A 25,728-nucleotide genomic window follows, 5' to 3' on the forward strand; every position below is an offset into this window, starting at 1 on the left:
CCTCATGCGGGAAGCGTGCCATGAGGGTTGGCGTCTTCGATCAGGTGGCAGACCTCCTCGTCGCTGGTCTGCGAGAAGTCCAGGTACCAGCGCCCCACGCCGAGGAAGGGCTCCGGCGTCTCGGCGCAGACCACGTCGTCGGCCTCGCCGAGCAGCAGCGCGCAGGCTTCGCGCGATGCCACGGGCGCCGCAACCACCACGCGGGCCGGCGCCTGCCGGCGCACCGCGCGCACGGCCACGCGCATGGTCGCGCCAGTGGCCAGGCCGTCGTCCACCAGGATGGCGGTGCGGCCATGCAGGTCGGGCGCGGGCCGGTCGCCGCGGTAGGCGCGTTCGCGCCGCTCGAGTTCGTCCTGCTCGTTGCGCACGACCTCGTCGACTTCCTTCGCGCCGATGCCGAGTTCGCGCACGAGGTCTTCATCGAGCACCCGCTCGCCGCCGCCCGCGATGGCACCCATCGCGTATTCCTCGTGTCCCGGCACGCCGAGCTTGCGCACCACGAGCAGGTCGAGCGGCGCATGCAATGCCTTGGCCACTTCGTAGGCCACCGGCGTGCCGCCGCGCGGCAGGGCCAGCACGACGACATCCGGCTTGTGCGCATAGGCGGCGAGCCTTTGAGCGAGCACGCGGCCCGCCTGCTGCCGGTTCCTGAAAAACTCGAAAGCCATTTCTCGGGTGTCCTTGCGGCCACCTTATTTTTCCTGGCACAGCGGTGCTGTAGGGGGATGCGCACATTGGCGTAGGCGTGCACTGCCATGGGGCGGCGCGCCGTGCCCCCCGTCTCGCAGCGGCAGCTATGGGTGCTGCTGGATCAGGCGCCAGCCTGGCGCAGCCCACCCCGCCCGCGCCGCGCCCCCTCCCGCCACGCATTCACGATCAGCTCGCGCGCCTTCGGGTGCTCGGGGTCGCTGACCACCCATTCGGGATACGCGTGCGGAAGGCTGGCCGCGGTGGCGCGGATCGCGTCGAACTCGATGGGGGAGAGCGGCGCGGCCGCGCCGGCGCGGTGGGCCAGGGTCTTGCGCAGGCCCGCCTTCCATGCGTCCGGCAAGTGGTCGACGGCAGGCAGGAGCGCCAGCGCGATGTGCGCGGCGCGCGGGCTCAGGGCCGCGGCGTCGGCGCGCAGCCGCGCCAGGCACTCGGTGCCGCTCATCTTTCTTCTTCCATCGCCTTGGTCGCACGGCATGCTGCGCCCCTCGCTCAGGCCGCCTGGATCTCGATGCGCCGCGGCTGCGCGTGCTGGGCCTTGGGAATGCGCAGCTTCAGCACGCCCTGCGAAAGCTCGGCCGAGATGGCGTTGGTGTCGAGCTCCTTGCTGAGCGTGAAGACGCGGCGGAAGCGGCCCAGGCCCACCTCCGTGTGGCTCGACTCGAGCCCCTCGGGTATCGAGAGCCCCGACTCGGCCTCGATGGTCAGCGTGTCGGACGCGACCTGCAGGCTGAGCTTGTCGCGCGAGACGCCCGGCAGGTCGGCAAAGAGCGTGATGCCGCCGCTGTCCTCGACCACGTCGACCGGCGGCGTCAGCGCCGCGTCGCTGTAGCGCGTGCTGTCGTCCTTGCGCGCGAGCTCCTTCGACCCGGCCGCGCGGGTCGAAGTGCTGGGGGTGTTGCTGCTGTCCATGATCGTCTCTCCTTTCTTCATTTCAGGGTTGCGTCATCGTCATCACTGAACGGTGATGCGCCGCGGCTGCGACGAAGCCTGGCGCTGCACGCTGATGTGCAGCACGCCGTCGCGGTACTTGGCGGTCACGGCGTCGGGGTCGGCATCGTCGGGCAGGGTGAGCACGCGGCGGAACGAGCCCTCGAAGCGCTCGTTGATGTGCACGGCTGCCTTGGCGTCGGACTCGGGCAGCTTGTTGGCGCGCTGGCCGGCGATGGTGAGCAGGCCGCGCTCCAGGTTCACCTCGAGGCTGGACGGGTCGACACCGGGCGCGAACGCGTAGATCTCCACGGTCTGCGGCGTGCCGCCGATGTTCAGGGCCGGAAAGCCGTTGCGGCCGAAGCCCCGGATGGTCGGAGACAGATCGAAGGCCTGCTGCATCTCGCGCTGCAGGCGATCCATCTCTGCAAACATGTCGCGCGGAAACAGGGATCGGTACATGGCGAAAACCTCCATTCAAAGAAAGAACAACAGGTTGAACGGTGCGCTCGAGGCGTGCGCCTCCAGCGCTTCCGATCAGCGAAATAGGCGCTGGCGGCAGGTTTTCAAGAGGGGATGTCCGGGGGGCGGTAGCCCCGATTGCGCGAGTGCTATGAAGGCCGATGCCGCAATTGAAAAAAACTCGACACGGGGCCTCTTGAAGGGGCGCGGCGCGGACCTAAATCGATCCTCGTCGAAATCGTCAATCGTCATTCCAAACCTGAAGGAGATTTGCCATGCCGATGGACCTGCTCAAGCAGATAGCCGCATCCCGCCTGCCCGTGTCTTTCCGCACGCCCAAGGAGATCGACGAGGTCAGGATCCTGCGCCAGGCGGGGCTCGTGATTGCACTGATTCCGGCGCCAGCCGACCCCCTGAAGCTCGCGGGCAGCGAGCCCGCGGCGCAGGTGCTGGCCATCACCGAGAAAGGACGCGAGGAGCTCGCGCGGATCCGCTACCCGGGTGAGTTGCCGCAGCAGTCGAAACGCCGCCATGCGGGCCTGAAAGGCTGGCTTGGCGAGAAGCGCTTCGGACATGCATTGCAGCAAGTCTTACCCGCCCGAAGCCGCGATTCGCACCCGTCGCAGGGTTTGTAGGCCGCATCCTTCCTGAACATGCGCGCAAATCCATGCCGCCGGATGCGTGCTTCCGCGCTGAATCCGATTCGCTCATGCAAGCGAAAAATTCATCAGGAGACAGACATGGACTTCGAAGGCATCTATTGCTTTGACACGGCGGCCGTCCGCTTCGCGATCTACCCGGACGGCCACGATGGCGCGCGGATCATCGGGCAGATTTCGGAGGAGACCCTGCACGACGTGTTCGGCACCAGGGACCTGGGCGACCGCCTGCTGGAAACCTGCAAGGCGCACTTCGATGCCATTGGCGCCGCGGCGCTCAAGCGCTACCGCACCGACCCGAACCAGCCGATCGTGCTGACCGTGGACGATTTTTCCCAGCGCCTTTCGCCCCGCTCCGGCGGCTCGCAAACCGCACCGCAGGCCACGCCGCTGGCTGCCTGAAAATGCCGCGCCCGGTGCGCGGCCGGTTTTCGCCCCTGGTCGCGTGATGGGCAACTCTCCGACACGGCAAGGAGGTTTCAGCCTTACCCGCTGCGCCCGGATTCTTTGCAAATTGTGTGCTCAGGCCTTGTAGATGCCGAAAGCGTGTCCGTTGGACACCCGGTCGCTGGCCTTCATGCAAGCAAGGAACACCGGTGCCAGTGACCCAACTGCTTTCAGAGCCTGAGGCGCAAGACGCCTACCTGTTCCGCGAAGGAACGCATTCCCGCCTGTACGACCTGCTGGGCTGCCACCTGCTGAAGGAGGGCGGCGCGCGCTTCGCGGTGTGGGCGCCCAACGCGGAATCGGTGACGGTGGTCGGCGACTGGAACCACTGGTCCGGCGATGCCGATCCGCTGGCGCCGTCCGCGGACGGCACCGGCATCTGGCTGGGCCGCGCGCCCCATGCCGCGCCGGGGCAGGCCTACAAGTACCGCATCCGCTCGCGCTTTGGCGGCTACACGGTCGACAAGGCCGACCCTTTCGCGTTCTGCGCCGAGCTGGCGCCCGCCACGGCCTCGCGCATCTGCGAACTTTCTTATGAATGGAAGGACGCCCAATGGATGGCCACGCGGGGCGCGCGCAATGCGCTCGATGCGCCGATGTCCGTCTACGAGGTGCACCTGGGTTCGTGGCGCCGCCGCGAAGGCCGGTTCCTGGGCTACCGCGAGATCGCGCATGAACTCGCGGCCTACGTGAAGGGGATGGGCTTCACGCACGTGGAGCTCATGCCCGTGACGGAGCATCCTTTCTACGGCTCCTGGGGCTACCAGACCACCGGCTACTTCGCGCCCACGGCGCGCTACGGCTCGCCGCAGGACTTCATGTACCTGGTCGATCACCTGCACCAGAACGGCATCGGCGTGCTGCTGGACTGGGTGCCTTCGCACTTTCCGACCGACGAGCACGGCCTCGCGTTCTTCGACGGCACGCACCTCTACGAGCATGCCGATCCGCGCCAGGGCTTCCACCCGGAGTGGAACTCCAGCATCTTCAACTACGGCCGCGCGGAGGTGCGCAGCTTCCTGGTGTCGTCGGGCCTGTTCTGGCTCGACAGGTACCACGTCGATGGGCTGCGGGTCGATGCGGTCGCCTCCATGCTCTACCTGGACTACGCGCGGCAGCACGGCGAATGGATTCCCAACCGCCACGGCGGCCGCGAGAACCTGGAGGCCATCGATTTCCTGCGCACCCTGAACCGCGCCGTCTACCGCGAGCACCCCGACGCGATCACCGTGGCCGAGGAATCCACGGCCTGGCCGCGCGTCTCGCGGCCGACCGACATGGACGGGCTGGGCTTTGGCGAGAAATGGAACATGGGCTGGATGCACGACGTGCTCGCCTACATGAAGGAAGAGCCGATCCATCGCAAGTACCACCACCACAAGATGACCTTCTCGCTGGTCTATGCCTTCCACGAGAACTTCGTGCTGCCGCTGTCGCACGACGAGGTGGTCCACGGCAAGGGCTCGCTGCTCGGCAAGATGCCGGGCGACCACTGGCAGCAGTTCGCCAACCTGCGCGCGCTGTTCGGATTCATGTGGGCGCATCCCGGCAAGAAGCTGCTCTTCATGGGAGGCGAGTTCGGCCAGCGGCGCGAGTGGACGCACGACGGCGAACTCGAATGGTGGGTCTGCGAACTCGAGGGGCACGGCGGCCTGCAGCGGCTGGTGGCGCAGCTCAACCGCGTGTACCGCGATGCGCCCGCGCTCTACCAGCAGGATTTCTCGGCCTCGGGCTTCGAATGGGTTGCGGCCGACGATGCCGACGCCAGCGTGTTCGCCTTCCTGCGCAAGCCGCGCGACGGCCACGCGCCGCTGCTGGTGGTCAGCAACATGACGCCGGTGCCGCGCACCAACTACGTGCTGGGCGTGCCGCTGCCCGGCTTCTGGAGCGAGCTCATCAACACCGACGCCGTCGAGTTCGGCGGCTCCGGGTGGGGCAACCTTGGCGGCGTCGAGGCCGCACCCGTGCGTTCGCATGGCCGCATGCACTCGGTGTGCATGACCCTGCCGCCGCTGTCCACGCTGATTCTCGAGCACCGGCCATCATGAAAAAACTGTTCGCAAATCCGCAGGCCCCCGCGGCTTCCTCCGTGGCGCCCGAGGTGCAGGACGGCAACCGGCGCGCGGTCGTCGATGCCGTGCTGCCATCGGTGGACAACGGCCGCTTTGCCGTGAAATGCATCGTCGGCGAAAGGATGCAGGTGAAGGCGCACTGCTTCACCGACGGCCACGATGTGCTGCGCGTGCAGCTGTGCTGGCGTCCGCAGGGCAAGGCCGAGTTCCGCGAAGTGCCGATGAAGCCGCTCGTCAACGACGTGTGGGAGGCATCCTTTGCGCCGCCCGCGCTCGGGCGCTACTTCTACACCGTGGTGGCCTGGGTCGACCCGTTCGAATCGTGGCGCCATGAAATGACGCGCCGCGTGGACCCCGACGACGTGCGCATCGCATCGCAGGTGGGCGCACTGGAGGTGGCCGGCGCAGCCGAGCGGGCCGAGGGCGCGGACCGGCAGGCGCTGGCCAACTGGGCCACCGAGCTCGATGCCGTGGCGGCCGACCCCGGCGCGGACGTGTCGGCGCTCAAGGCGCTGGCGCTGGACGAGGAGCTCGCCATGCTGGCGCGCCGCCACCCCGACCGCCGGCACGAGGTGCGCTTTTCGCTCGAGCTGCCGCTGGAGGCCGAGCGCGAGCGTGCGCGCTTCAGCACCTGGTACGAGCTGTTCCCGCGTTCGGCCGGCACCACGCCCGGCGTGCACGGCACCTTCAAGGACGTGGAGGCGCGGCTGCCCGCCATTGCCGCCATGGGCTTCGACGTGCTGTACTTTCCGCCGATCCACCCGATCGGCCGGCTGCAGCGCAAGGGCCCCAACAACGCGCTGGCCAGCGGCGCGGACGACGTCGGCAGCCCCTGGGCCATTGGCGCGGCCGAGGGCGGCCACAAGGCCATTCTTCCGGCGCTGGGCACGGCGGAAGACTTTCGCCACCTCTGCGCAGAGGCGGCCTCGCACGGGCTGGAGATCGCGCTGGACATCGCCTTCCAGTGCGCGCCTGACCATCCCTACGTGAAGGCGCACCCCGACTGGTTTCGCTGGCGCCCCGACGGCAGCGTGCAGTATGCGGAGAACCCGCCCAAGAAGTACCAGGACATCTACCCCTTCAACTTCGAGAGCGAGGACTGGCGCGGCCTTTGGGCCGAGCTGCGCAGCGTGATCGAGCACTGGATAGGCGAGGGCGTGCGCATCTTCCGCGTCGACAACCCGCACACCAAGGCCTTCGCGTTCTGGGAATGGGTGATCGGCGAGATCCGGCGCCAGCACCCCGAGGTGATCTTCCTGGCCGAGGCCTTCACGCGGCCCAAGGTGATGCACCGGCTCGCGAAGCTGGGCTTCTCGCAGTCCTACACCTACTTCACCTGGCGCAACACCAAGCAGGAGCTGGTCGAATACTTCACCGAGCTTTCCACGCCACCGGGCGTGGACTACTTCAGGCCCAACGTGTGGCCCAACACGCCCGACATCCTGCACGAGCAGCTGCAGGGCGGAGAGGCCTCGGTCTACATGGCGCGGCTGGTGCTGGCCGCCACGCTCGCGGCCAACTACGGCATCTACGGGCCGGCCTACGAGCTGCGCGAGCACCGGCCGCGCTCGTCCGGCAGCGAGGAATACCTCGACTCCGAAAAATACCAGCTGCGCCACTGGAACCACGACGACCCGGGCAGCCTGGCGCCGTTCATCACGCGCGTGAACCGCATCCGCCGCGAGAACCCGGCGCTGCACTGGGACCGCGGCCTGCGCTTCCTGCGCATCGACAACGACCAGCTGCTGGCCTATGCCAAGGTGTCGGAGGCCGGCGACAACGTGGTCGTGACCGTGGTCAACCTCGATCCGCACAACGTGCAGTCGGGCTGGCTCGAGCTCGACCCCGAAAGCGTGAACGTCGAGCGTTCGCGCCCGTTCCAGATGCACGACCTGCTGAGCGGGCAGCGCTTCATCTGGCAGGGCGGCTGGCACTACGTCAAGCTCGATCCGCACAGCGTGCCCGCGCACATCTTCGTGGTGCGGCGGCGCCACGGCGACGAGCGCGACTTCGACTACTTCCTGTGAGGCCGCAACGATGAACGCCCCTGTCTCCCACATTGCGCTCGAAACGGTAGAGATCGACATCAGCGACGACCCGCTGTGGTACCGCGATGCGGTGATCTACCAGCTCAACGTCAAGGCGTTCTTCGACTCCAACAACGACGGCATCGGCGACTTCAAGGGCGTCACGGCCAAGCTCGACTACGTGAAGGAACTGGGCGTCAACACCATCTGGCTGATGCCCTTCTATCCATCGCCGCTGCGCGACGACGGCTACGACATCTCGGCCTACGAGGACGTGAACCCGCAGTACGGCACGCTGGACGACTTCCGCGAGATGCTCGACGCCGCCCACGAGCGCGGGCTGCGGGTGATCACCGAGCTGGTCATCAACCACACCTCGAGCGACCACCCCTGGTTCCAGGCCGCGCGGCGCGCGCCGGCGGGCTCGCCCGAGCGCGACTTCTACGTGTGGAGCGACACCGACCAGATCTACCAGGGCACGCGCATCATCTTCACCGACACCGAGACCTCCAACTGGGCCTGGGACCCGGTGGCCAAGGCCTACTACTGGCACCGCTTCTTCAGCCACCAGCCGGACCTCAACTTCGACAACCCCGCGGTGCTCGAAGCCATCTTCAAGGTGATGCGCTTCTGGCTCGACATGGGCGTGGACGGCTTCCGGCTCGACGCCATTCCCTACCTGGTGGAGCGTGACGGCACCAGCAACGAGAACCTGCCCGAGACCCACGCGGTGATCAAGCAGCTGCGCGCGGCGATCGATGCGCAGTACAAGAACCGCTTCCTGCTGGCCGAGGCCAACATGTGGCCGGAAGACGTGCGCGAGTATTTCGGCGATGGCGACGAGTGCCACATGGCGTACCACTTTCCGCTGATGCCGCGCATGTACATGGCCATTGCGCAGGAAGACCGGCACCCCATCGTCGAGATCATGCAGCAGACGCCCGACATTCCCGAGGGCTGCCAGTGGGCCATCTTCCTGCGCAACCACGACGAGCTCACGCTCGAGATGGTCACCAGCAAGGAGCGCGACTACATGTACACCATGTACGCGGCCGACCTGCGCGCGCGCATCAACCTGGGCATCCGCCGGCGCCTGGCGCCGCTGATGGAAAACGACATCGACCGCGTGAAGCTCATGAACGGCATGCTGCTGTCGATGCCCGGCTCGCCGATCATCTACTACGGCGACGAGATCGGCATGGGCGACAACGTGTTCGTGGGCGACCGCAACGGCGTGCGCACGCCCATGCAGTGGAGCCCCGACCGCAACGCCGGCTTCTCGCGCGCCGATCCGCAGCGGCTGTACCTGCAGCCCATCATGGACCCGATGTTCGGCTACGAGGCGCTCAACGTGGAGGCACAGGCGCGCGACAGCAGCTCGCTGCTCAACTGGACCAAGCGCATGCTGGCCGTGCGCAAGACCAGCCACGCCTTCGGCCGCGGCAAGCGGCGCTTCCTGAAGCCGGGCAACCGCAAGATCCTGGCCTACCTGAGCGAGTACGACGAGGACATCATCCTCACGGTGTTCAACCTGTCTCGCGCCGCGCAGCCGGTGGAGCTGGATCTCTCGGCCTTCAAGGGCCGCGTGCCCATCGAGATGCTGGGCCGCGCGCCGTTTCCGCCCATCGGCGAGCTGCCCTACCTGCTCACGCTGGCCTCGTACGGCTTCTACTGGTTCAGGCTCACTTCCGATGCCGAGATGCCGAGCTGGCACCAGGAAGGCGTGGCGCTGCAGGAGTGGCCCACGCTGGTGCTGTTCGACGGCTGGACCAGCTTCTTCCGCGACCGCGTGATGCCCTGGCGCATCGGCATGTCGGAGCGCATGCGCAACCAGTTCGAGCTGGAGACGCTGCCGCGCCACATCGAGATCCAGCGCTGGTATGCATCCAAGGGCACCCCCATCGAGCGCGCGCGCCTGGCGGACCACGTCATCTGGGAGGCAGGCCCGCTCAGCTGGATGCTGCCCTTGCTCGAACTCGATGGGCCGCCCGGCGGCGCCACCTACTTCATGCCGCTGGCACTGGCCTGGGAAGAGCGCGACGAGGAGCGCATGGCCGGCGTCGCGCAGGCCGCGCTCGCCAAGGTGCGGCAACAGGCGCAGGTGGGGCTGATGGGCGATGCGTTCTATGACGAAGCCTTCTGCCGCGAATTGGTGCTGGCCATCCGCAGCGGCATGGAACTGGAAACCGCCCAGGGGCGGCTGCGCTTTCGCGCGACGGCGGCCTTTGCCGAAGTGGAGGCCGACATCGCCAGTCTGCCGATCGGCCGGCCGAGCGGCGTGAGCAGCAACACCGTGGTCACGCTCGACGAAACCCTGTTCCTCAAGGGCTACCGCCACCTGCGCGAAGGCCTGAACCCCGAGCTGGAGATGGGCCGCTTCCTGACCGAGGTGGCCAAATATCCGCACTGCGTCCCGGTGCTGGGCGCGCTCGAATACACCGGCAACGACGGGCGCACCATGACCCTGGCCATGGTGCAGTCCTATGTGTCGAACCAGGGCGATGGCTGGGACCACACGCTGGGCTACCTGGAGCGCTTCCTGCGCGACTTCGCCACCACCAACGGCGCGCTGCCGGACCCGATGGCCGTGCACGGCGGCTTTCTCGCGCTCATGGCCACGCTGGGCCGGCGCACCGCCGAGCTGCACCAGGCGCTTGCGCTGCGCACCGGCGCGGCGGCCTTCGATCCCGAGCCGCTGCTGGACAGCGACATCGCCCGCTATGCGGAGCAGGCCCGCGCCGACGCCACCGCCACGCTGGCGCTGCTGCGCGAAAGGCTGGCCCAGCTGCCGGCGCCGGCGCAGCCCGATGCCCAGGCCCTTCTGGCCATGGAGGACGCGCTGCAGGGCTCCATCGCGGCGCGCAGGCCGCAGGCGCAAGGCGGCATCAAGAGCCGCTACCACGGCGACCTGCACCTGGGGCAGGTGCTGCTGCGGGACAACGACTTCGTGATCATCGACTTCGAAGGCGAGCCCGCGCGCAGCTTCGACGAGCGCCGCGCCAAGGGCTCGCCGCTGCGCGACGTGGCCGGCATGCTGCGTTCGTTCAACTATGCGCGCTGGTCCGCGCTGCGCCGCGTTGCGCAGAGCGTGGAGGAGGCCGCCTACCTGGGGCCGCCCGCCGCGGCCTGGGAGCAGTCGGCACGCCAGGCCTTCCTGGACGGCTACATGGAGGCCGGCGCGGGCGAGGAGGCCACCCGCATCGACGCCGACCTGCTCGCGCTGTTCGAGACCGAGAAGGCGCTGTACGAGCTGCGCTACGAGCTCAACAACCGCATCGACTGGGCGCAGGTGCCGCTGAACGGCGTGCTCGCGCTGCTGCAGGTGGAGCGGCCCGGTTGATGCTTGCACCGCATCCACCGCCTTCGTCCGCAACCGCAACCACGCACCGGAGAGAAACATGGACCGATTTGGCATTCACCTGGAGCCGCTGAACGCAATGCTCTACCAGGTCGGGGCCTTCGTGCCCCGCCTGGCGATTGCATTGGTGGTGGTGCTTGCCGGCTGGCTCATTGCCAAGGCCGCGCGCTTTGCGGTGACCAAGGCGCTGCGCGCGATCAACTTCAACGTGCTGACCGAGCGCGCGGGCCTGGACAACTTCCTGCGCCAGGGCGGCTGGCCGGGCGACACCTGCAGCCTGTTCGGCGTGCTGGCCTATTGGCTGGTGATCTTTGCGGCACTGCTGCTGGCGTTCAACGGCATGGGCCTGAGCTACATCGCCGACCTGCTCGGGCGCGTCGTGTGGTTCGTGCCCAATCTCTTCGTGGCCCTTTTGGTGCTGGCCTTCGGTTCCTACTTTGCCCGCTTCGTGGGAGAGGCGGTGTCGAGCTACTTCCGGGGCGCGCAGCTGCGCGACGCCATGCTGCTGGGCCAGATCGCGCGCTACGCGGTCATGGCCTTCGTCATCCTGATTGCGCTGGACCAGGTCAAGGTGGGCGGCGACATCGTGCGCGAAAGCTTCCTGGTGATCCTGGCGGGCGTGGTGTTCGCGCTGGCGCTGGCCTTCGGCCTGGCGGGCAAGGATTGGGCGGCCGAGCAGATCGAACGCTGGTGGCCGCGCCTGCCGAAGGACGGCAGCGACAGCAGCAGCGGCACGGCCAGGCCCAAGCCGAACCCGTTCGACGAGCGCCCGCCGCGCTGAAATTTCTTTCTCCCACATCCAACTTGATGACACGCAGCAGCCAACGCAATCCGATCTCGGCCGTCTGGCCGGGGCGCCCCTATCCGCGGGGCGCCAACTGGGACGGGGAGGGCGTGAACTTCGCGCTTTTTTCCCAGCACGCACAAGGGGTGGACCTGTGCCTCTTCGACGACAAGGGCCGCCACGAAATCCAGCGCATCCCGATCCGGGAGCGCACCGACGGCGTATGGCACTGCTACCTGCCCGAAGCCCGCCCGGGCCAGGCCTACGGCTACCGCGTGCACGGCCCCTACAAGCCCGAGGAGGGCCACCGCTTCAACCCGCACAAGCTGCTGGTCGATCCCTACGCAAAAGACCTGGTGGGCGAACTGCGCTGGGGCGATGCGCTCTACGGCTACACGGTCGGCAGCAAGCGCGAAGACCTCTCGTTCGACCGCCGCGACAGCGCGCCGCTGGTGCCCAAGGGCCGCGTGCTGGAGCCGGCCTTCACCTGGGGCGACGACCGCCGGCCCTCGGTGCCCTGGCAGGACATGGTGATCTACGAGCTGCACGTGCGCGGCTTCACCATGCGCCACCCCGACGTGCCGCCCGAGCTGCGCGGCACCTACGGCGGCCTGTGCTGCGCGCCCGTGGTCGACTACCTCAAGCGCCTGGGCGTGACCACCATCGAGCTGCTGCCGGTGCACAGCTTCCTCAACGACCGGCACCTGGCGGAGAAGGGCCTGCAGAACTACTGGGGCTACAACTCGCTGGCCTACTTCGCCCCCGAGACGCGCTACAGCGCCTCGGGCAAGGTGAAGGAGTTCAAGACCATGGTGAAGACGCTGCACTCGGCCGGCATCGAGGTGATCCTGGACGTGGTCTACAACCACACCTGCGAAGGCAACCAGCTCGGGCCCACCCTCTCGATGCGCGGCGTGGACAACGCCTCCTACTACATCGTCAACGCCGACAACCGGCGCTACTACGACGACTTCACCGGCTGCGGCAACACCGTCAACCTGGAGCATCCGCATGCGCTGCAGCTGGTGATGGATTCGCTGCGCTACTGGGCCGAGGAAATGCACGTGGACGGCTTCCGCTTCGACCTGGCCTCGGCGCTCGCGCGCGAGGCCGGCAAGGTCGAGAACCTGGGCGGCTTCTTCGACGCCATCCGCCAGGACCCGACGCTCAACCGCGTCAAGCTCATCGCCGAGCCCTGGGACCTGGGCCACGGCGGCTACCAGGTGGGCAACTTCCCGCTCGGCTGGGCCGAATGGAACGACCGCTACCGCGACGGCATGCGCGGTTTCTGGAAGGGCGACCCGGGCGTGATCGGCGAGGTCGGCAAGCGGCTCACCGGCTCGGAAGACCTGTACGGCTGGTCGGGCAAGCGGCCCAACGCGAGCATCAACTTCATCACCGCGCACGACGGCTTCACGCTCGACGACCTGGTCTCCTACAACGACAAGCACAACGAGGCCAACGGCGAGGACAACCGCGACGGCAGCAACCACAACATCTCCTGGAACTGCGGCGCCGAAGGGCCGACGGAGGACCCCGAGATCGCCGCGCTGCGCGAGCGCCAGAAGCGCAACCTGCTGGCCACGCTGCTGCTGTCGCAAGGCGTGCCGATGCTGCTGGCCGGCGACGAGCGCGGCCACACGCAGAACGGCAACAACAACGCCTACTGCCAGGACAACGACATCAGCTGGCTCGACTGGACGCCCACGCCCGAGCGGCAGGCGCTGATCACCTTCGTGGAGCGCACCATCGCGCTCAGGCGCGCCCACCCCTCGTTCCGGCGCCGCAGCTTCTTTGCCGGCAAGCCCTCGGAGGCCGAGAGCGTGACCGACGTGGTCTGGCTGCGGCCCGACGGCGCCGAGATGCGCCCCGAGGACTGGAGCGACGCCAACGCGCGCTGCCTGGCGATGTACATGTCCGGCGGCGGCATTGCCGACCGCGGGCCGCGCGGCGAGGCGCTGCACGACGATGATTTTCTGGTGCTGTTCAACGCGCACCACGACGAGATCCCGTTCACCCTGCCGCCCGCTCCCTATGGCGCGTGGCGGCTGCTGCTCGACACCGCCAGCGGCACCCCGCCGCCCGCCACCGAGGACGTGGCCGCGCTCGCGCCCGCCTGGTCCGAGCCCGCCTATCCGCTGCAGTGCCGCTCGCTAGTGGTGCTGAGCCGGCCGGACGTGCGGCCATGAAGCGTTTCCACCGCATGCCGTTCGGCGCCACGGTGCGCGGCGATGGCGGCGTGGACTTTGCACTGTGGGCGCCGTCCATGCATGGCGTCACGCTCGTGCACACACCGGCGGGCGGGAAGGAGGCCTCGCACGCCATGGCGCAGGACACGGACGGCTGGCACCGCCTCACGCTCGCCGATGCGCGCGCTGGCGACCTCTATGCCTACCGGCTCGCCGACGGCACCACCATGCCCGACCCGGCCTCGCGCTTCAATCCGCAGGACGTGCACGGTCCGAGCCAGGTGGTCGATCCGGCCCTCTACGAATGGGCCGACACCGCTTGGCGCGGCAGGCCCTGGCACGAGGCCGTGGTCTACGAACTGCACGTTGGCACCTTCACCGCGGAAGGCACCTTCCGGGCCGCGCGCGAGCGGCTCGGCGAGCTGGCGGAACTGGGCATTACCGCGGTCGAGCTCATGCCGCTCGCGGATTTTCCCGGTGCGCGCAACTGGGGCTACGACGGCGTGCTGCAGTTCGCGCCCGACGCCAGCTACGGCACGCCCGACGAGCTCAAGGCCCTCGTCGACAGCGCGCATGCGCTGGGGCTGATGGTGCTGCTCGACGTGGTCTACAACCACTTCGGGCCGGAGGGCAACTACCTGCACGCCTGCTGCCCCGAATTCTTCGACGCGGCCCAGCACACGCCATGGGGCGCGGCCATCAACTTCGACGGGCCGGGCTCGCGCACCGTGCGCGACTTCTTCGTCCACAACGCGCTGTACTGGGTGAAAGAATTCCACTTCGACGGCCTGCGCATGGATGCGATCCATGCCATTCGCGATGCCTCGCCCAGGCACATCGTGCAGGAGATCCGCGAGGCGCTGAACGCCGGGCCGGCGCGCGAGCGGCAGGTGCACCTGGTGCTGGAGAACGACGCCAACCAGGCCTCGCTGCTGGCGCGCGACGGCAACGGCCTGCCGGTGGCGGGCACCGCGCAATGGAACGACGACCTGCACCACGCCGCCCATGTGCTGGCCACCGGCGAGCGCGACGGCTACTACGCCGACTATGCCGACGACGCCGCGGCCCGCTTTGCGCGTGCGCTGGCCGAAGGCTTCATCTACCAGGGGCAGCCCTCGGCCTTTCGCGGCGGGGAGCCGCGCGGCGAACCCAGCACGCAGCTGCCGCCGACCGCTTTCGTGTCCTACCTGCAGACCCACGACCAGGTCGGCAACCGCGCGTTCGGCGAGCGCATCCATGCGCTCGGCGATCCGGTGCTGGTGCGCGCCGCGCTGGCCTGCGTGCTGCTGTCGCCACACGTGCCCATGTTCTTCATGGGCGACGAGTTCGCGGCTTCCTCGCCGTTCCTGTACTTCTGCGACTTCGGCCCCGAACTGGCCTCGGCCGTGGCCGAAGGGCGCCGCGCAGAGTTCGGCCGCTTCGCCGCCTTTGCCGACGAAGCCGCGCGTGCGCGCATTCCCGATCCCAATGCGGACCAGACCTTCCAAGCCTCGAAGCTGCGCTGGCGCGAGCGCGGCACGCGGGCGCATTTCGCGCAGCTGTGCGAGGTGCAGCAATTGCTCGACGCGCGCCATCGGCTGCTGGTGCCGCACCTGGCCGGCGTGCGCGGCGCGGGAAGCCATGGCTGCGAAGACGGGATGATCCGGGTTCAGTGGAAGCTCTCGGACAAGCGCCTTCATCTGCTTGCGAATCTTGGTGCGCAGCCTGCGGTGGAAGCAGCCGCGCCTGCGGGCACGGTGCTCTACAGCAGGGGCGCCGTGGCCGCGGCGGCGGGCCTGCAGCTCGAGCGGGGCGCCGTGCATGCGACGCTGGAGGACATCGCCGGTGGCTGATCCGGGTCATTGGAGCGACGATGTGCTGGAGCGCCTGTGCCGGCACTACGGCATCTCGCCGGCCTACCACGACGCCTTCGGAACGCTGCGCCATGCATCGCCCGAGAACCTGGCCGCGCTGCTGGCCGAGTTCGGCGTGCAGGCGGGTGCCGCAACTGGCGCAGAGGCCGATGCGCCCGCCATGCCACCGGTGCAGGTGGTGCAGGCGCATGCACCGCACTGGTCGCTGCAGCTGCCGCAGCGCTCAGGCAGCCTGCGCTGGCGGCTGCGCGACGAGCAGGGGCTCGTGCGCGAGGGCGAAGCCGACGCGCAGCCCTGGCCGCATGGCAGCTGCACGCTGCAGCTGGCCGAGCCGCTCGCGCCCGGCTATCACTGGCTGCAGATCGACGGCCTGGCCGGCGAGACCCTGCTCGTCGCTTCGCCCGGCCGCTGCTACCGCCCGCCCGCCGTGCAGGACGGTGGCCGCGTCTGGGGGCCGGCGCTGCAGCTGTATGCGCTGCGTTCGGCGCGCAACTGGGGCATCGGCGATTTCGGCGACCTCGAAGCGCTCGTCGACCGCATGGCCGGGCAGGGCACCGACCTGATCGGCCTGAACCCGCTGCATGCGCTGTTCCCGACCGATCCGCCGCGCGCCAGCCCCTACAGCCCGTCGTCGCGGCAATGGATCAACGTGCTGTACATCGACGTCGAGGCGGTCGACGACTTCGCCGCCTGCGAGGCCGCGCGCCGGCACGTCGAATCGCCGGGGTTCCAGGGCCGGCTCGCGGCGCTGCGGGCCGCGCCGCTGGTCGACCATGCCGGCGTGGCCACCGCCAAGTTCGAAGTGCTGGAGCTGCTGTTCGAGCACTTTCGCGCGCGGCATCTTTCGCCGGCCGGCGCTCCCGATGCACGCGGCGAGGCCTTCCTGGCCTTTGTCTCGGCGCAGGGCGAGCCGCTGCGCCAGCACGCCTTGTTCGAGGCGCTGCAGGCCCACTTTGCCGCGGCCGATCCGCAGTGCTGGGGCTGGCTCGCCTGGCCCGAAGCCTATCGGGAGGCGGATTCGCCCGAGGTGCAGGCCTTTGCGGCCGAGCATGCCGAGCGGCTGCAATACCACCAGTACCTGCAATGGGTGGCCGAGCACCAGCTTGCGCGCGCGGGCGAACGCTGCAAGGCGCTGGGCATGGGCATCGGGCTCTACCTGGACCTGGCCGTGTCGGTGGACCGCGGCGGCTCCGACGCCTGGGCCGCGCGCCACTGCTTCGCGGTCGGCGCGAGCATCGGTGCGCCGCCCGACGAGTTCAACCCGGCCGGGCAGAACTGGGGCCTGCCGCCGCTGCGCCCCGACCACCTGCGCACGCACCACTACCAGCCCTTCGTGCAGATGCTGCGCGCCAACATGCGGCATGCCGGCGCGCTGCGCATCGACCATGTGATGGGGCTGATGCGTCTGTTCTGGATTCCGCCGGGCCGCTCGCCGCACGACGGCGCCTACGTGCGCTACGCGGTCGAGGAGATGCTGGCCATCGTGGCGGTCGAAAGCCATCGGCATGGCTGCATGGTGGTGGGCGAAGACCTGGGCACGGTGGAAGACGCGATGCGCGAAGCGCTCGCGCGCGCCGATGTGCTCTCCTACCGGCTGCTCTACTTCGAGAAGCAGCAGGGCGGCGGCTTCACGCTGCCTGCGGCCTACCCGGCAGCCGCGCTGGTGGCCATCAGCACGCACGACCTCGCCACGCTCGCGGGTTGGTGGTCGGGCCACGACCTGCGGCTGCGGTTGGCGCTCGGGCTTTTTCCCGATCCGCGGCTGTTCGATGCGCAGCTGCTGGACCGCGCGCAGGAACGCATCCGGCTGACGCTGGCCGTGCGCGAGGCGGGCCTGCTGTCCGCCGACGAGGCGGCGCAGGCGCTGTCGCTCGCAGTGCCTTCGCCGCGCATCATGCAGGCGGTCCACGCGTTCCTGGCCGCGGCGCCGTCGGCGCTGATGGTGTTCCAGCTCGAGGACGTGGCCGGCGAGGTGGAGCAGGCCAACATGCCCGGCACCACCGACACCCATCCCAACTGGCGGCGCAAGCTGCTGCCCAGCGTGCAGGAGCTGGCGGCGGGCGATGCGATGCAGGGGCTCACGGAACACCTGCGCGCGATTCGCCCGCGCCGCAGCCTGCGCGCGGAAGCGGCGCCGTCCACGCTGCTGCAGGCGCGCGTGCCGAGGGCCACCTACCGCCTGCAGTTCCACCAGGGCTTCGGCTTCGACGATGCGATCCGCGTGCTGCCCTATCTCGCGCAGCTCGGCGTGAGCCATGTGTATTGCTCGCCCATCCAGCGCGCCCGCGCGGGCAGCACGCACGGCTACGACGTGGTGGCCCATGCCGAGGTCAATCCCGAGCTCGGCGGCGCCGAGGGCTTTGCGCGCTTCGTCGCGGCGCTGCAGGCGCACGGCCTCGGGCAGCTGCTCGACATGGTGCCCAACCACATGGGCGTGCTCGGCGCCGACAACGCCTGGTGGATGGACGTGCTGGAGAACGGCCCGGCCTCGCTCTTCGCGCATCACTTCGACATCGACTGGCAGCCGCTCAACAAGGAGCTGGCCGGCAAGGTGCTGCTGCCGGTGCTTGGCGGGCACTATGGCGAGGTGCTCGCGAGCGGGGAGCTGGCGCTGCACTTCGAAGCGGCGCACGGCAGCTTCGCGCTGCGCTACTTCGACCACCGGTTTCCGCTGGCGCCCGAAAGCTATCCCGTGGTTCTTGCATGCGCATTGCCGCACCTGAAGGACCCGATGCTCGCAGCGCAGCTCGCCAGCCTCTCGGCCGCCTTCGGCCACCTGCCCAGCCGCCGTGCGCAGACGCCCGCCGAATGCACCGAGCGCGTGCGCGACAAGGAACTGTTCAAGGCCCGCCTCGCGCATCTGGCAGAGGCGCATCCGTCGCTCGCGCGCGCCGTGCTGGCCGCGGTGGCGGAGTTCAACCTGGCGTCGGAAGAGGCGCGCGACCAGCTGCACCGGCTCATCGACCTGCAGGCCTTCCGGCTCGCCTACTGGCGCGTGGCGGCCGACGAAATCAACTACCGGCGCTTCTTCGACATCAACGACCTGGCGGCGGTGCGCATGGAACGCGACGAGGTGTTCGAGGCCACCCAGTCCTTCGCGCTCGACCTTGCCGCGGCCGGCGTGGTGGACGGCCTGCGCATCGACCATCCCGATGGCCTGTACGACCCTGCGCGCTACTTCCGGCAGCTGCAGGAAGGCTATGCGCGCCGCGCGGGCATCGTGCTGCCGGCTACCGGCCCCGATGGACGGCCGGCGCGCCCGCTGTACGTGGTGGCCGAGAAGATCGCCGCCTCGGAAGAAGAGGTGCCCGCCGAATGGCATGTGCACGGCACCACCGGCTACCGCTTTGCCAACGTGGCCAACGGCGTGCTCGTGGACACCGCCGCGGCCGACGCCCTGCGGCAGGCCTGGCATGGCTTCACGGGCGAGGCGCAGGACTTCGGCTCGGTCGCAAGGGCCGGCAAGCGCGAGGTCATGCGCAGCGCGCTGTCGTCGGAGCTCAACGTGCTCTCCTCCGAACTGCTCAGGATTGCGCGGGCCGACCGCGGCACACGCGACTACACGCTCAACGCGCTGCGCCGCGCGCTCGCCGAAGTGGCGGCCTGCATGCCGGTCTACCGCACCTACATCGTCGACGCACCCTCCGCGCAGGACGCGCATTTCATCGACGCCGCCACCGAGGCGGCCGAGCGCCAGAGTGTCGATGCCGACCGCTCCGTCTTCGCCTTCGTGCGCCGCTCGCTGCGCGGCGAGGCCGCGGCCGCGCATGCGCCACCGGCGCTGGCCGGGCGCGTGCGCCGGTTCGCGATGCGCTTCCAGCAGTTCAGCGCGCCGGTCGCGGCCAAGGGCGTGGAGGACACCTCGTTCTACCGCTACTTTCCGCTCAGTTCGCTCAATGAGGTCGGCGGCGAGCCGGACCAGTTCGGTTTCGACGTGCCCGAGTTCCATGCATTGAGCGCCGACCGCGCGCGGCACTGGCCGCACACCATGCTCGCGACCTCCACGCACGACAACAAGCGATCGGAAGAGGTGCGCAACCGCATCGACGTGCTCTCCGAAATGCCCAGCGAGTGGCGCGACGCGCTCGCGCGCTGGCACGCGCTGTGCCGCGGCGGCGAGCAGGCGGAGGCAGCGCCTTCGCGCGCCGACGAATACCTGCTCTACCAGACCCTGCTCGGCACCTTGCCCTTCGGCGGCCTCGATGCTGCCGACGTGCCGGCCTATGCCGCGCGTGTGTGGCAGTACATGCAGAAGGCCGCGCGCGAAGCCAAGCTCCACACGCGCTGGACCCAGCCCGATGCACCGTACGAAGCGGCGCTCGAAGGCCTGGTGCAGCGGATCCTCTCGGACCTGTCGAAGGACGGCTGCCTTGCGGACATCCAGCGCCTGGCCGATCGCTTGTCATGGTTCGGTGCGTGGAACGGCTTGACGCTCACGCTGCTGAAGTACGGCTCGCCGGGCGTGCCGGATCTCTATCAAGGAAGCGAGCTGATCGACCTGAGCCTGGTCGATCCCGACAACCGGCGGCCGGTGGACTATGAACTGCGCAGCCGTCGGCTCGATGAGCTCCAGGCGATGGCAGGCGGGCACGACCTTGCTGCGCGCGTGCAGGCGCTGGCCGGGTCGCCGCACGATGGCCGCGCGAAGCTCTGGTTCATCTGGCGGCTGCTGTCGATGCGGCGCTCGCATGCGGAACTATTCCGCGAAGGCAGCTACGAAGGGCTCGCGGTCGAAGGGCCGCTGGCGCGGCATGTGGTGGCCTTTGCGCGCAGGCACGAAGGGCGGACGCTGGTGGTGATGGCGGGGCGGTTGTTTGCGGGGATTGCGTGCGCCGGGGCGGATGGTGTGCCGGTGCTTCCCGATGCGGAGGCGTGGAGGGGGACGAGGGTGGTGTTGCCTGAGGATCTCGGAGGCGCAACGCTGGTGAACGTGCTCACCGGCGAATCGCTGGCTGCCGAGGATCGCGTCGTCTCGCTGAAAGATGCGTTCTGCCGCATGCCTTGGGCTATCTTCCAAAAATAGGAGCTTGATTCATCGAATCGTTTGCAGAGTAGCGGAGTGCGGCCGACTGGACGTAGTTCAGAGATCCGCCGCTGTCGGAGACTTGGCTGAGCGAGGTCGAGAACTACTTGAGCGAAGTCGACTCATGGTTGAGCAGCGGGACGCCGAAGCAGAGGTGTGTTGGACGTCGTCGGAAATGATCGGCACTCATGATGTTGGCGCCGCAATAAACTTCAAACTGTTCGGGACCTGAGAATCTCGACAGCGCCGACGCAACGTCGGTGCACCGCCAGCCGGCCAAGCCGCCGGCGCCCGAGTTGCGCCAAGCGCCACGGGGGATCACTTCAACGTGAAATCTTATGACGCACAGAACCAACCTCTGCGCGCTCCGCGAGAGCGCTTTCTGGGCTCAAGGCCACCTTTGTTTTTGCTGTCTGCACCCGATGTAGCGCGCAGACGCGAAAGCGTTCGCAGTGGCGCATGGCATCTCGCCCGACCGGGCGCGAATGGTTCGGCTGACGGCCGAGCACCTGACCCGCGAAGATCGATGGCGGGCGCACCATTGCTTCCAACATCGTGGCCGCTTGCTGTGACTGGAACCGCTGCCGCCATGCGCTGTTCCGGGCGCCGCCCCCCACCCCGAAGCTTATTCATTCTTTGTGCTGCTGAGTGTTGCCGCCGGAGTTTGGCTTGCGAAGGCGCCGACGATTGAGGATCCGTGTCGCCCCGCAGCGCGGCAGTGCCGCCAGAACAGCCTACTCTCGCAGCGTGAACACTACGGACAGGTAAGAGACCGGCTGAGTGTGAATGGCCTCGATCCCATGCAGTGCGGTCGCTTCGAACAGCAGCGAGTCCCCAGCCCTCACCCCGACTGACTTGCCGCCATAGCGGTAGGTGACCCCCCCGGAGAGGAAGTACAGGAACTTCAAGCCGGGGTGCTGGAAGGTCACGTAGGGATCGGCGCCGGGCAGCAATGTGACCAGGTAGGGCTCGACGAACAGGTTACCCGACAGCAGGTGGCCCAGCAGCTCGTAGCGGTAGTCCGCCACCGCGCCGATGCGATCGACCAAGACACCATGTCCTGCACGCACATGGCAAAAGTCAGTGCGCCGCGCCTGGTCACTGAAGAAGCGTGAGGTCGGCACGTGCAGCCCCTGCGCCAGGCGCTCCAGTGTCTCCACCGAAGGCGAGACCAGCCCGCGCTCGATGCGAGAAAGCATCGACGCAGAAATCCCCGAGGTCTTGGCCAGTTCGCCGCCAGACACCTCGGCCGCCATGCGCAGCGCCCGCACCTGCGCGCCGATGCGGGCTGCGGAGAGGCTGCGCACAACAGGTGCGGGTTGCCGTGGCCGGACACGCGTCACCGACGCTGGCAAGCGCAACGGGTGAGCCGTTGGCAGAGGCGAAGCGAGCTGTCGACGCGCCATTTGAATCTCACTCCGCTCCAGATAGTTGAGTTGTCGAAGGAAGAAACTTGATCGAAACAAAACACACTTTGCGTTTTATTTTCAGCTAGTTTGCCAGAATCCGCCTCCTAACCAAACTGATAGTTTGTGTACTCTTAGTGTTGGAGATTGAAAACTTGGGCGCATGCCCCGAGTAGTTGCAAACAAGCCCCAGCCACTGGACTCTGTGTCCAGCAAAGAGCTGGAGCGTCTGCAACAAGCATTTGGCGAGCATCTGCGCGCCTTACGGCACGACCGCCTCATCACGATCGAGCAACTTGCGGAGTTGGCCGGCTTGCACCCCAATTACGTTGGTTCTGTTGAACGAGGCGAGCGCAACTTGTCGCTCTTCAACATTTGGAGGCTGGCCGGCGGCCTGGAGGTCTCGGTCTCGCAACTTGTGGAAACGCTGCCCGCGCGGGTGGTCAAGCGTGGCCGCCGAGCCAGCTAACAGCCCCCGTCACACTCAGGCAAAGTACGTCGCCGAGCCGAGTAATCCTCCGACGATCGACAGGCAGTGCAGGCATCTATTCGACAAGGTGCCCCGCAGGGAGCCCGTCGCCGGCGTGGGCGGGAGTTCGTCGGACTATGCCCGCCGACCTCCCGCCCATGCCATCCTTCTCATCTTGTTTGACGCGCTCTTCTCATCCTGATTGTTGCGCCGCAACCAAACGCACGCGGTCTACAACTGGGGGCGCAAGATCCGGCACCAGCTTCCGAAGCTGCGCACAATCAAGGGGCGGCGCGAAGAGAACGGGCCCTCCCTAAACGAAAAGGCCTCCAGCTCCGACCGCTCGGTCGCATGGCTCTGCCACAAGGAAAAAGGCCGAAACCCGCATGGATGCTAGGTTTCGACCGTTCTTGGTGTTGGTGGTGGCCCTGAGTAACTCGACCACTCGACCCACGGACTAAGCGTCCGTTGCTTGCGACTGCTGCCCGGCATTTTGCTGCTCGGTCAAAACGGACTCGGTTTCGAGCAGCAGTTCGCCAGCAGTACGACCGAGAGCGTTCGCGATGCGCAGGATCATGGCGAGTGTTGGCATGTGTTCACCGCGCTCGATTTTTCCCATGTGCGACCGTTCGATGCCTGCTTGGTGGGCCAATGCTTCCTGTCCGACACCATCCGCCGTTCGCAGCGCTCTCACGACGGCGCCAAATGCAAGGGCCGGCTCGACCTCAAATGTGGTTGCCCCAAGTGGCCTTCCTCTCCGCGTGACTTGCTTCTGCATGGACAGAAGGCTCGGATTTGGAGACAATTAAAACCACGTTATCTTTAACTCATAACTTCTTCTCTGGTGCAGATCTCTTAGTTTGCAATCCGCATCGCGGCTTGCCAGCGAATTCCAATGACGCGTCGACAGCTTGCCTCGCCTCTTCCAACGGCACGACCGTTGCGGCTTCCGCGCTCGGTGACGCATTTTCTGCCGCGGCAGTCAACGCCGGTCGTGCGCAGCATGTCTGCGGCGCGCATCGGCGCGCAGGTGAGGGCGCTTCGCATGGCGGCTGAGATGTCGGCTGGTTCGCTGGCAAAGGCCTCGGGGGTCTCTGCTTCGATGCTTTCGCGCATCGAGCGTGGTCTGGTGTCACCGTCGGTGGAGACCTTGGAGCGCGTTGCGCAGGGGTTGCATGTGCCGGTGTCGCGCTTCTTCGGAGATCAGGCGCGCCGCACGGACTTCTCTCATGTGCGTGCGGGGAAGGGCGTTGTTGTCGATCGGGTCGGCGCGGTCGCGGACTACCGCTACGAACTGCTGGGGCACCTCCTTTCGGGCAACCTGTTTGTTGAGCCCTATCTGGTCACGCTGTTGCCCGGTGCCGATCCCTACGTGACCTTCCAACACCCGGGCCTCAAGTTCCTGTACTTCCTGTCCGGGGAAGTGACCTACCGCTACGGTGCCAAGACAGCTGCGGTGAGGGCGGGGGACTCGCTGCTGTTCGATGCGACCGCGCTGCACGGCATCGAGGTGATAGAGGTCCAGCCGGTGTCCTACCTGTCAGTGGTGTTCACACTGCGCGAGTGAGGAGGGAGCAGGCGAGTCTTCCCGAGGGCGATCTTCGGTGTGTCTTGTGTGCAAGAGCCCGAGGAGCTCTCGCGCGGAATAAGTGAAGATGTGTTCGGGATGTCCGGCCGTAGGTCGTATGCACTTCCCGCTCGCGATGACTCGTGGCCGGGCGGCCTTGGCATCTTCCGACGACAGTTACCGAGACCTCGACGGCCAGCACTTGGTCGATTTGAACATGCATCCGGCTCGGCGGTTCTCGAGGGTCGAGGGGCTTTTTGGGGCCGTTCCTTTCGTCAGGGATTCCGCGTGTTGGCTCGCGCTCGCTGCCGTTGCCTCTGCGTCCGTTCGCCCGGTGCTATCGCGCCCGAGCGAGGATGGATTGTTCGCAGACTCGATTCGCGTGGTATCGCTCTTCTCCTTCACTCCTCGATGTTCGGCATGCCGAACATCGAGGAGTCGCGCGTGGAAAGGCGTGCTTGCCTGCTTACGTGATGGTGGCCTTGGCTGTTGAATTCCGCCGACTTTGACTGGGTCACTTCGATGGCAATCAAGGGGCTGTCCGCGCGGCGTGTTGATCCCTGCTTTGAACTATCGCCCTAATTGACGAATGTCAACCAAGCGATCGACACTCCCGGAAAGGGCCAAACCCGCGAGGAGACCAAGATGCTGTCGAACTTGAGCCAACTGTGCCGCCGCGGCCTGTTGCGGCAGAAGGATACGCTCCTCCTGATGACCACCTTGACGGCGCTGTCGTCCTGGCTCGTGTTCTGGTTCGGCGACTGACCGCCGCCCGGCGGCGATGGCAGCAGCCGCCGTATCCGGTGAGGCTACGGACGGCCGTGGGCTTTCAAAGCCCGTAGTACTTGTCCACCGTCCCGCTGTACGTATCGTCGTACTCGGGCACGCGGTCGCTCGCATACTTGGGCGCACCTTCGATCTGCGCCTTGGTCAACGGCACCACATAGCCGTCCTGCGAGGTGTCGTACTTCAGCATGGACCAGGGGAGCGGATAGCGGTCCGTGCCCATGCCCAGGAAGCCGCCGAACTCCAACACGGCATAGCGGACCTGGCCCGAGATCTTGTCGATCATGAGTTCATCGATGCTGCCGAGCTTGTCTCCCGACGTGTTGTAGACGGATGTCCCCTCGACACGATCCGACGAAATAACTGGATTGGCGCTCACCATGGAAAAGTCTCCGGCCGGCATTTCTGGGGGATGACGGCATAGATTGCAGTGCCCAGGGTTGCAACTTTCGATCCAGAAAATCCGCGCCGCATCGGCCAAGAGACCGTCGTGTTGTAGGAGGCTGTCTGGCAGCCGGGTGCAGCACGAGGCAGCACCTAATTCGGCAACTTCGGCGCCTTCTTTTTTTCGCGTGCGCCAATGGCGCCGGAGGCCGCGGCGCGGACGATGCGCCTGAAGGTCGGGCACTCCATGTGGCTGGGCGCGGGGCAGGCCGCCGCGTGCCGCAGGCCGTCGCGCATGGCGCTCAGTTTGCGGATGGTGCGGTCGAGCTCTTCGGCCTTGGCGGCGAGCATTTGCCGGTCGATGCGCGGTGCGCCCTCGGGCGCGAACATGCGCGCGATCTCGTCGAGCGAGAAGCCCGCGGCGCGTCCCACCGCGATGAGCGCGAGGCGTTCCAGCACGCCGGCACCGAACAGGCGGCGCAGGCCGTGCCGGCCGGTGGAGGCGATGAGCCCCTTTTCCTCGTAGAAGCGCAGCGTCGATGCGGGGACGCCGGATTGCTGTGCCACTTGGGCGATGTCCAGATGTTGTGCCGCCACCTCTTGA

21 protein-coding genes are annotated in these 25,728 nt (G+C 67.5%); 12 read left to right on the forward strand and 9 right to left on the reverse strand.

Going from position 1 to position 25,728, the window contains the following annotated elements; translation table 11 throughout:
- Positions 1-2: 2 nt before the first annotated feature.
- The 4 genes from ACAM58_RS10080 to ACAM58_RS10095 all read right to left on the reverse strand — a co-directional run bounded on the left by ACAM58_RS10080 (position 3) and on the right by ACAM58_RS10095 (position 2,100).
- On the reverse strand, positions 3-668 hold the full coding sequence (locus ACAM58_RS10080; RefSeq protein ID WP_369664412.1) for a phosphoribosyltransferase: 666 nt from the start codon (positions 666-668) through the stop codon (positions 3-5).
- Between the two features lie 143 nt (positions 669-811).
- Positions 812-1,186 carry a hypothetical protein gene (locus ACAM58_RS10085; protein WP_369664413.1) on the reverse strand — a complete coding sequence of 125 codons (375 nt, stop codon included), beginning with the start codon at positions 1,184-1,186 and terminating at the stop codon, positions 812-814.
- Between the two features lie 14 nt (positions 1,187-1,200).
- Positions 1,201-1,620: an Hsp20/alpha crystallin family protein gene (locus ACAM58_RS10090; RefSeq protein WP_012747105.1), complete on the reverse strand. Its 420-nt coding sequence runs from the start codon at positions 1,618-1,620 to the stop codon at positions 1,201-1,203.
- Positions 1,621-1,662: 42 nt separating this feature from the next.
- Positions 1,663-2,100, reverse strand: coding sequence for an Hsp20/alpha crystallin family protein (locus tag ACAM58_RS10095; RefSeq protein WP_018902897.1), 438 nt, complete (start codon positions 2,098-2,100; stop codon positions 1,663-1,665).
- A 275-nt stretch (positions 2,101-2,375) separates the two neighbouring features.
- On the opposite strand from ACAM58_RS10095, the gene ACAM58_RS10100 reads away from it, so the two are divergent.
- From ACAM58_RS10100 to ACAM58_RS10140, 9 genes are all read left to right on the forward strand, one after another.
- Complete coding sequence (locus ACAM58_RS10100; RefSeq protein ID WP_369664414.1) at positions 2,376-2,735, forward strand: hypothetical protein; 360 nt, start codon at positions 2,376-2,378, stop codon at positions 2,733-2,735.
- A gap of 105 nt (positions 2,736-2,840) precedes the next feature.
- Positions 2,841-3,161, forward strand: a complete 321-nt coding sequence (locus ACAM58_RS10105; protein WP_012747109.1) for a hypothetical protein — start codon at positions 2,841-2,843, stop codon at positions 3,159-3,161.
- A 194-nt stretch (positions 3,162-3,355) separates the two neighbouring features.
- Positions 3,356-5,254, forward strand: coding sequence for a 1,4-alpha-glucan branching protein GlgB (gene glgB / locus ACAM58_RS10110; protein ID WP_369664415.1), 1,899 nt, complete (start codon positions 3,356-3,358; stop codon positions 5,252-5,254).
- Entirely contained in the window at positions 5,251-7,305 is a 2,055-nt protein-coding gene (locus ACAM58_RS10115) for an alpha-1,4-glucan--maltose-1-phosphate maltosyltransferase (protein WP_369664416.1), read from the forward strand. The genes glgB and ACAM58_RS10115 overlap by 4 nt, the downstream gene beginning before the upstream one ends.
- 10 nt (positions 7,306-7,315) lie before the next feature.
- Positions 7,316-10,645, forward strand: coding sequence for a maltose alpha-D-glucosyltransferase (treS, locus tag ACAM58_RS10120; RefSeq protein WP_012747112.1), 3,330 nt, complete (start codon positions 7,316-7,318; stop codon positions 10,643-10,645).
- Between the two features lie 58 nt (positions 10,646-10,703).
- Positions 10,704-11,444, forward strand: coding sequence for a hypothetical protein (locus tag ACAM58_RS10125; RefSeq protein ID WP_012747113.1), 741 nt, complete (start codon positions 10,704-10,706; stop codon positions 11,442-11,444).
- 26 nt (positions 11,445-11,470) lie between these two features.
- Positions 11,471-13,636 carry a glycogen debranching protein GlgX gene (gene glgX / locus ACAM58_RS10130; protein ID WP_012747114.1) on the forward strand — a complete coding sequence of 722 codons (2,166 nt, stop codon included), beginning with the start codon at positions 11,471-11,473 and terminating at the stop codon, positions 13,634-13,636.
- Positions 13,633-15,468 carry a malto-oligosyltrehalose trehalohydrolase gene (gene treZ, locus ACAM58_RS10135; RefSeq protein ID WP_012747115.1) on the forward strand — a complete coding sequence of 612 codons (1,836 nt, stop codon included), beginning with the start codon at positions 13,633-13,635 and terminating at the stop codon, positions 15,466-15,468. The genes glgX and treZ overlap by 4 nt, the downstream gene beginning before the upstream one ends.
- A gap of 22 nt (positions 15,469-15,490) precedes the next feature.
- Positions 15,491-20,512, forward strand: coding sequence for a malto-oligosyltrehalose synthase (locus ACAM58_RS10140; RefSeq protein ID WP_062361900.1), 5,022 nt, complete (start codon positions 15,491-15,493; stop codon positions 20,510-20,512).
- A 734-nt stretch (positions 20,513-21,246) separates the two neighbouring features.
- Here ACAM58_RS10140 and ACAM58_RS10145 read toward each other — a convergent pair.
- Complete coding sequence (locus ACAM58_RS10145) at positions 21,247-21,819, reverse strand: helix-turn-helix domain-containing protein (protein WP_012747117.1); 573 nt, start codon at positions 21,817-21,819, stop codon at positions 21,247-21,249.
- Positions 21,820-22,123: 304 nt separating this feature from the next.
- Between ACAM58_RS10145 and ACAM58_RS10150 the strand changes: the two genes are divergently transcribed.
- Entirely contained in the window at positions 22,124-22,387 is a 264-nt protein-coding gene (locus ACAM58_RS10150) for a helix-turn-helix domain-containing protein (RefSeq protein ID WP_307597013.1), read from the forward strand.
- A gap of 457 nt (positions 22,388-22,844) precedes the next feature.
- On the opposite strand, the gene ACAM58_RS10155 is transcribed toward ACAM58_RS10150, so the two are convergent.
- The gene (locus tag ACAM58_RS10155) at positions 22,845-23,165 is read right to left on the reverse strand and encodes a helix-turn-helix domain-containing protein (protein WP_018902889.1); all 321 of its coding nucleotides are present in this window, start codon (positions 23,163-23,165) and stop codon (positions 22,845-22,847) included.
- Between the two features lie 225 nt (positions 23,166-23,390).
- On the opposite strand from ACAM58_RS10155, the gene ACAM58_RS10160 reads away from it, so the two are divergent.
- Positions 23,391-23,954 (forward strand): helix-turn-helix domain-containing protein, encoded by a 564-nt coding sequence (locus ACAM58_RS10160; RefSeq protein ID WP_174545069.1) that lies wholly within the window; start codon positions 23,391-23,393, stop codon positions 23,952-23,954.
- A gap of 401 nt (positions 23,955-24,355) precedes the next feature.
- Here the strand turns inward: ACAM58_RS10160 and ACAM58_RS10165 are convergent, their stop codons facing one another.
- The gene (locus tag ACAM58_RS10165; protein ID WP_018902887.1) at positions 24,356-24,487 is read right to left on the reverse strand and encodes a hypothetical protein; all 132 of its coding nucleotides are present in this window, start codon (positions 24,485-24,487) and stop codon (positions 24,356-24,358) included.
- Positions 24,488-24,536: 49 nt separating this feature from the next.
- On the opposite strand from ACAM58_RS10165, the gene ACAM58_RS10170 reads away from it, so the two are divergent.
- The gene (locus ACAM58_RS10170) at positions 24,537-24,719 is read left to right on the forward strand and encodes a hypothetical protein (RefSeq protein WP_020610550.1); all 183 of its coding nucleotides are present in this window, start codon (positions 24,537-24,539) and stop codon (positions 24,717-24,719) included.
- A gap of 64 nt (positions 24,720-24,783) precedes the next feature.
- Here ACAM58_RS10170 and ACAM58_RS10175 read toward each other — a convergent pair whose 3' ends face one another.
- Both ACAM58_RS10175 and ACAM58_RS10180 read right to left on the reverse strand, forming a co-directional pair.
- On the reverse strand, positions 24,784-25,122 hold the full coding sequence (locus ACAM58_RS10175) for a PRC-barrel domain-containing protein (protein ID WP_012747121.1): 339 nt from the start codon (positions 25,120-25,122) through the stop codon (positions 24,784-24,786).
- A 155-nt stretch (positions 25,123-25,277) separates the two neighbouring features.
- The gene (locus ACAM58_RS10180; protein WP_012747122.1) at positions 25,278-25,721 is read right to left on the reverse strand and encodes a helix-turn-helix domain-containing protein; all 444 of its coding nucleotides are present in this window, start codon (positions 25,719-25,721) and stop codon (positions 25,278-25,280) included.
- Positions 25,722-25,728 lie beyond the last annotated feature (7 nt).

This window comes from Variovorax sp. V116 (genome assembly GCF_041154435.1).
Lineage (GTDB): Bacteria > Pseudomonadota > Gammaproteobacteria > Burkholderiales > Burkholderiaceae_C > Variovorax > Variovorax paradoxus.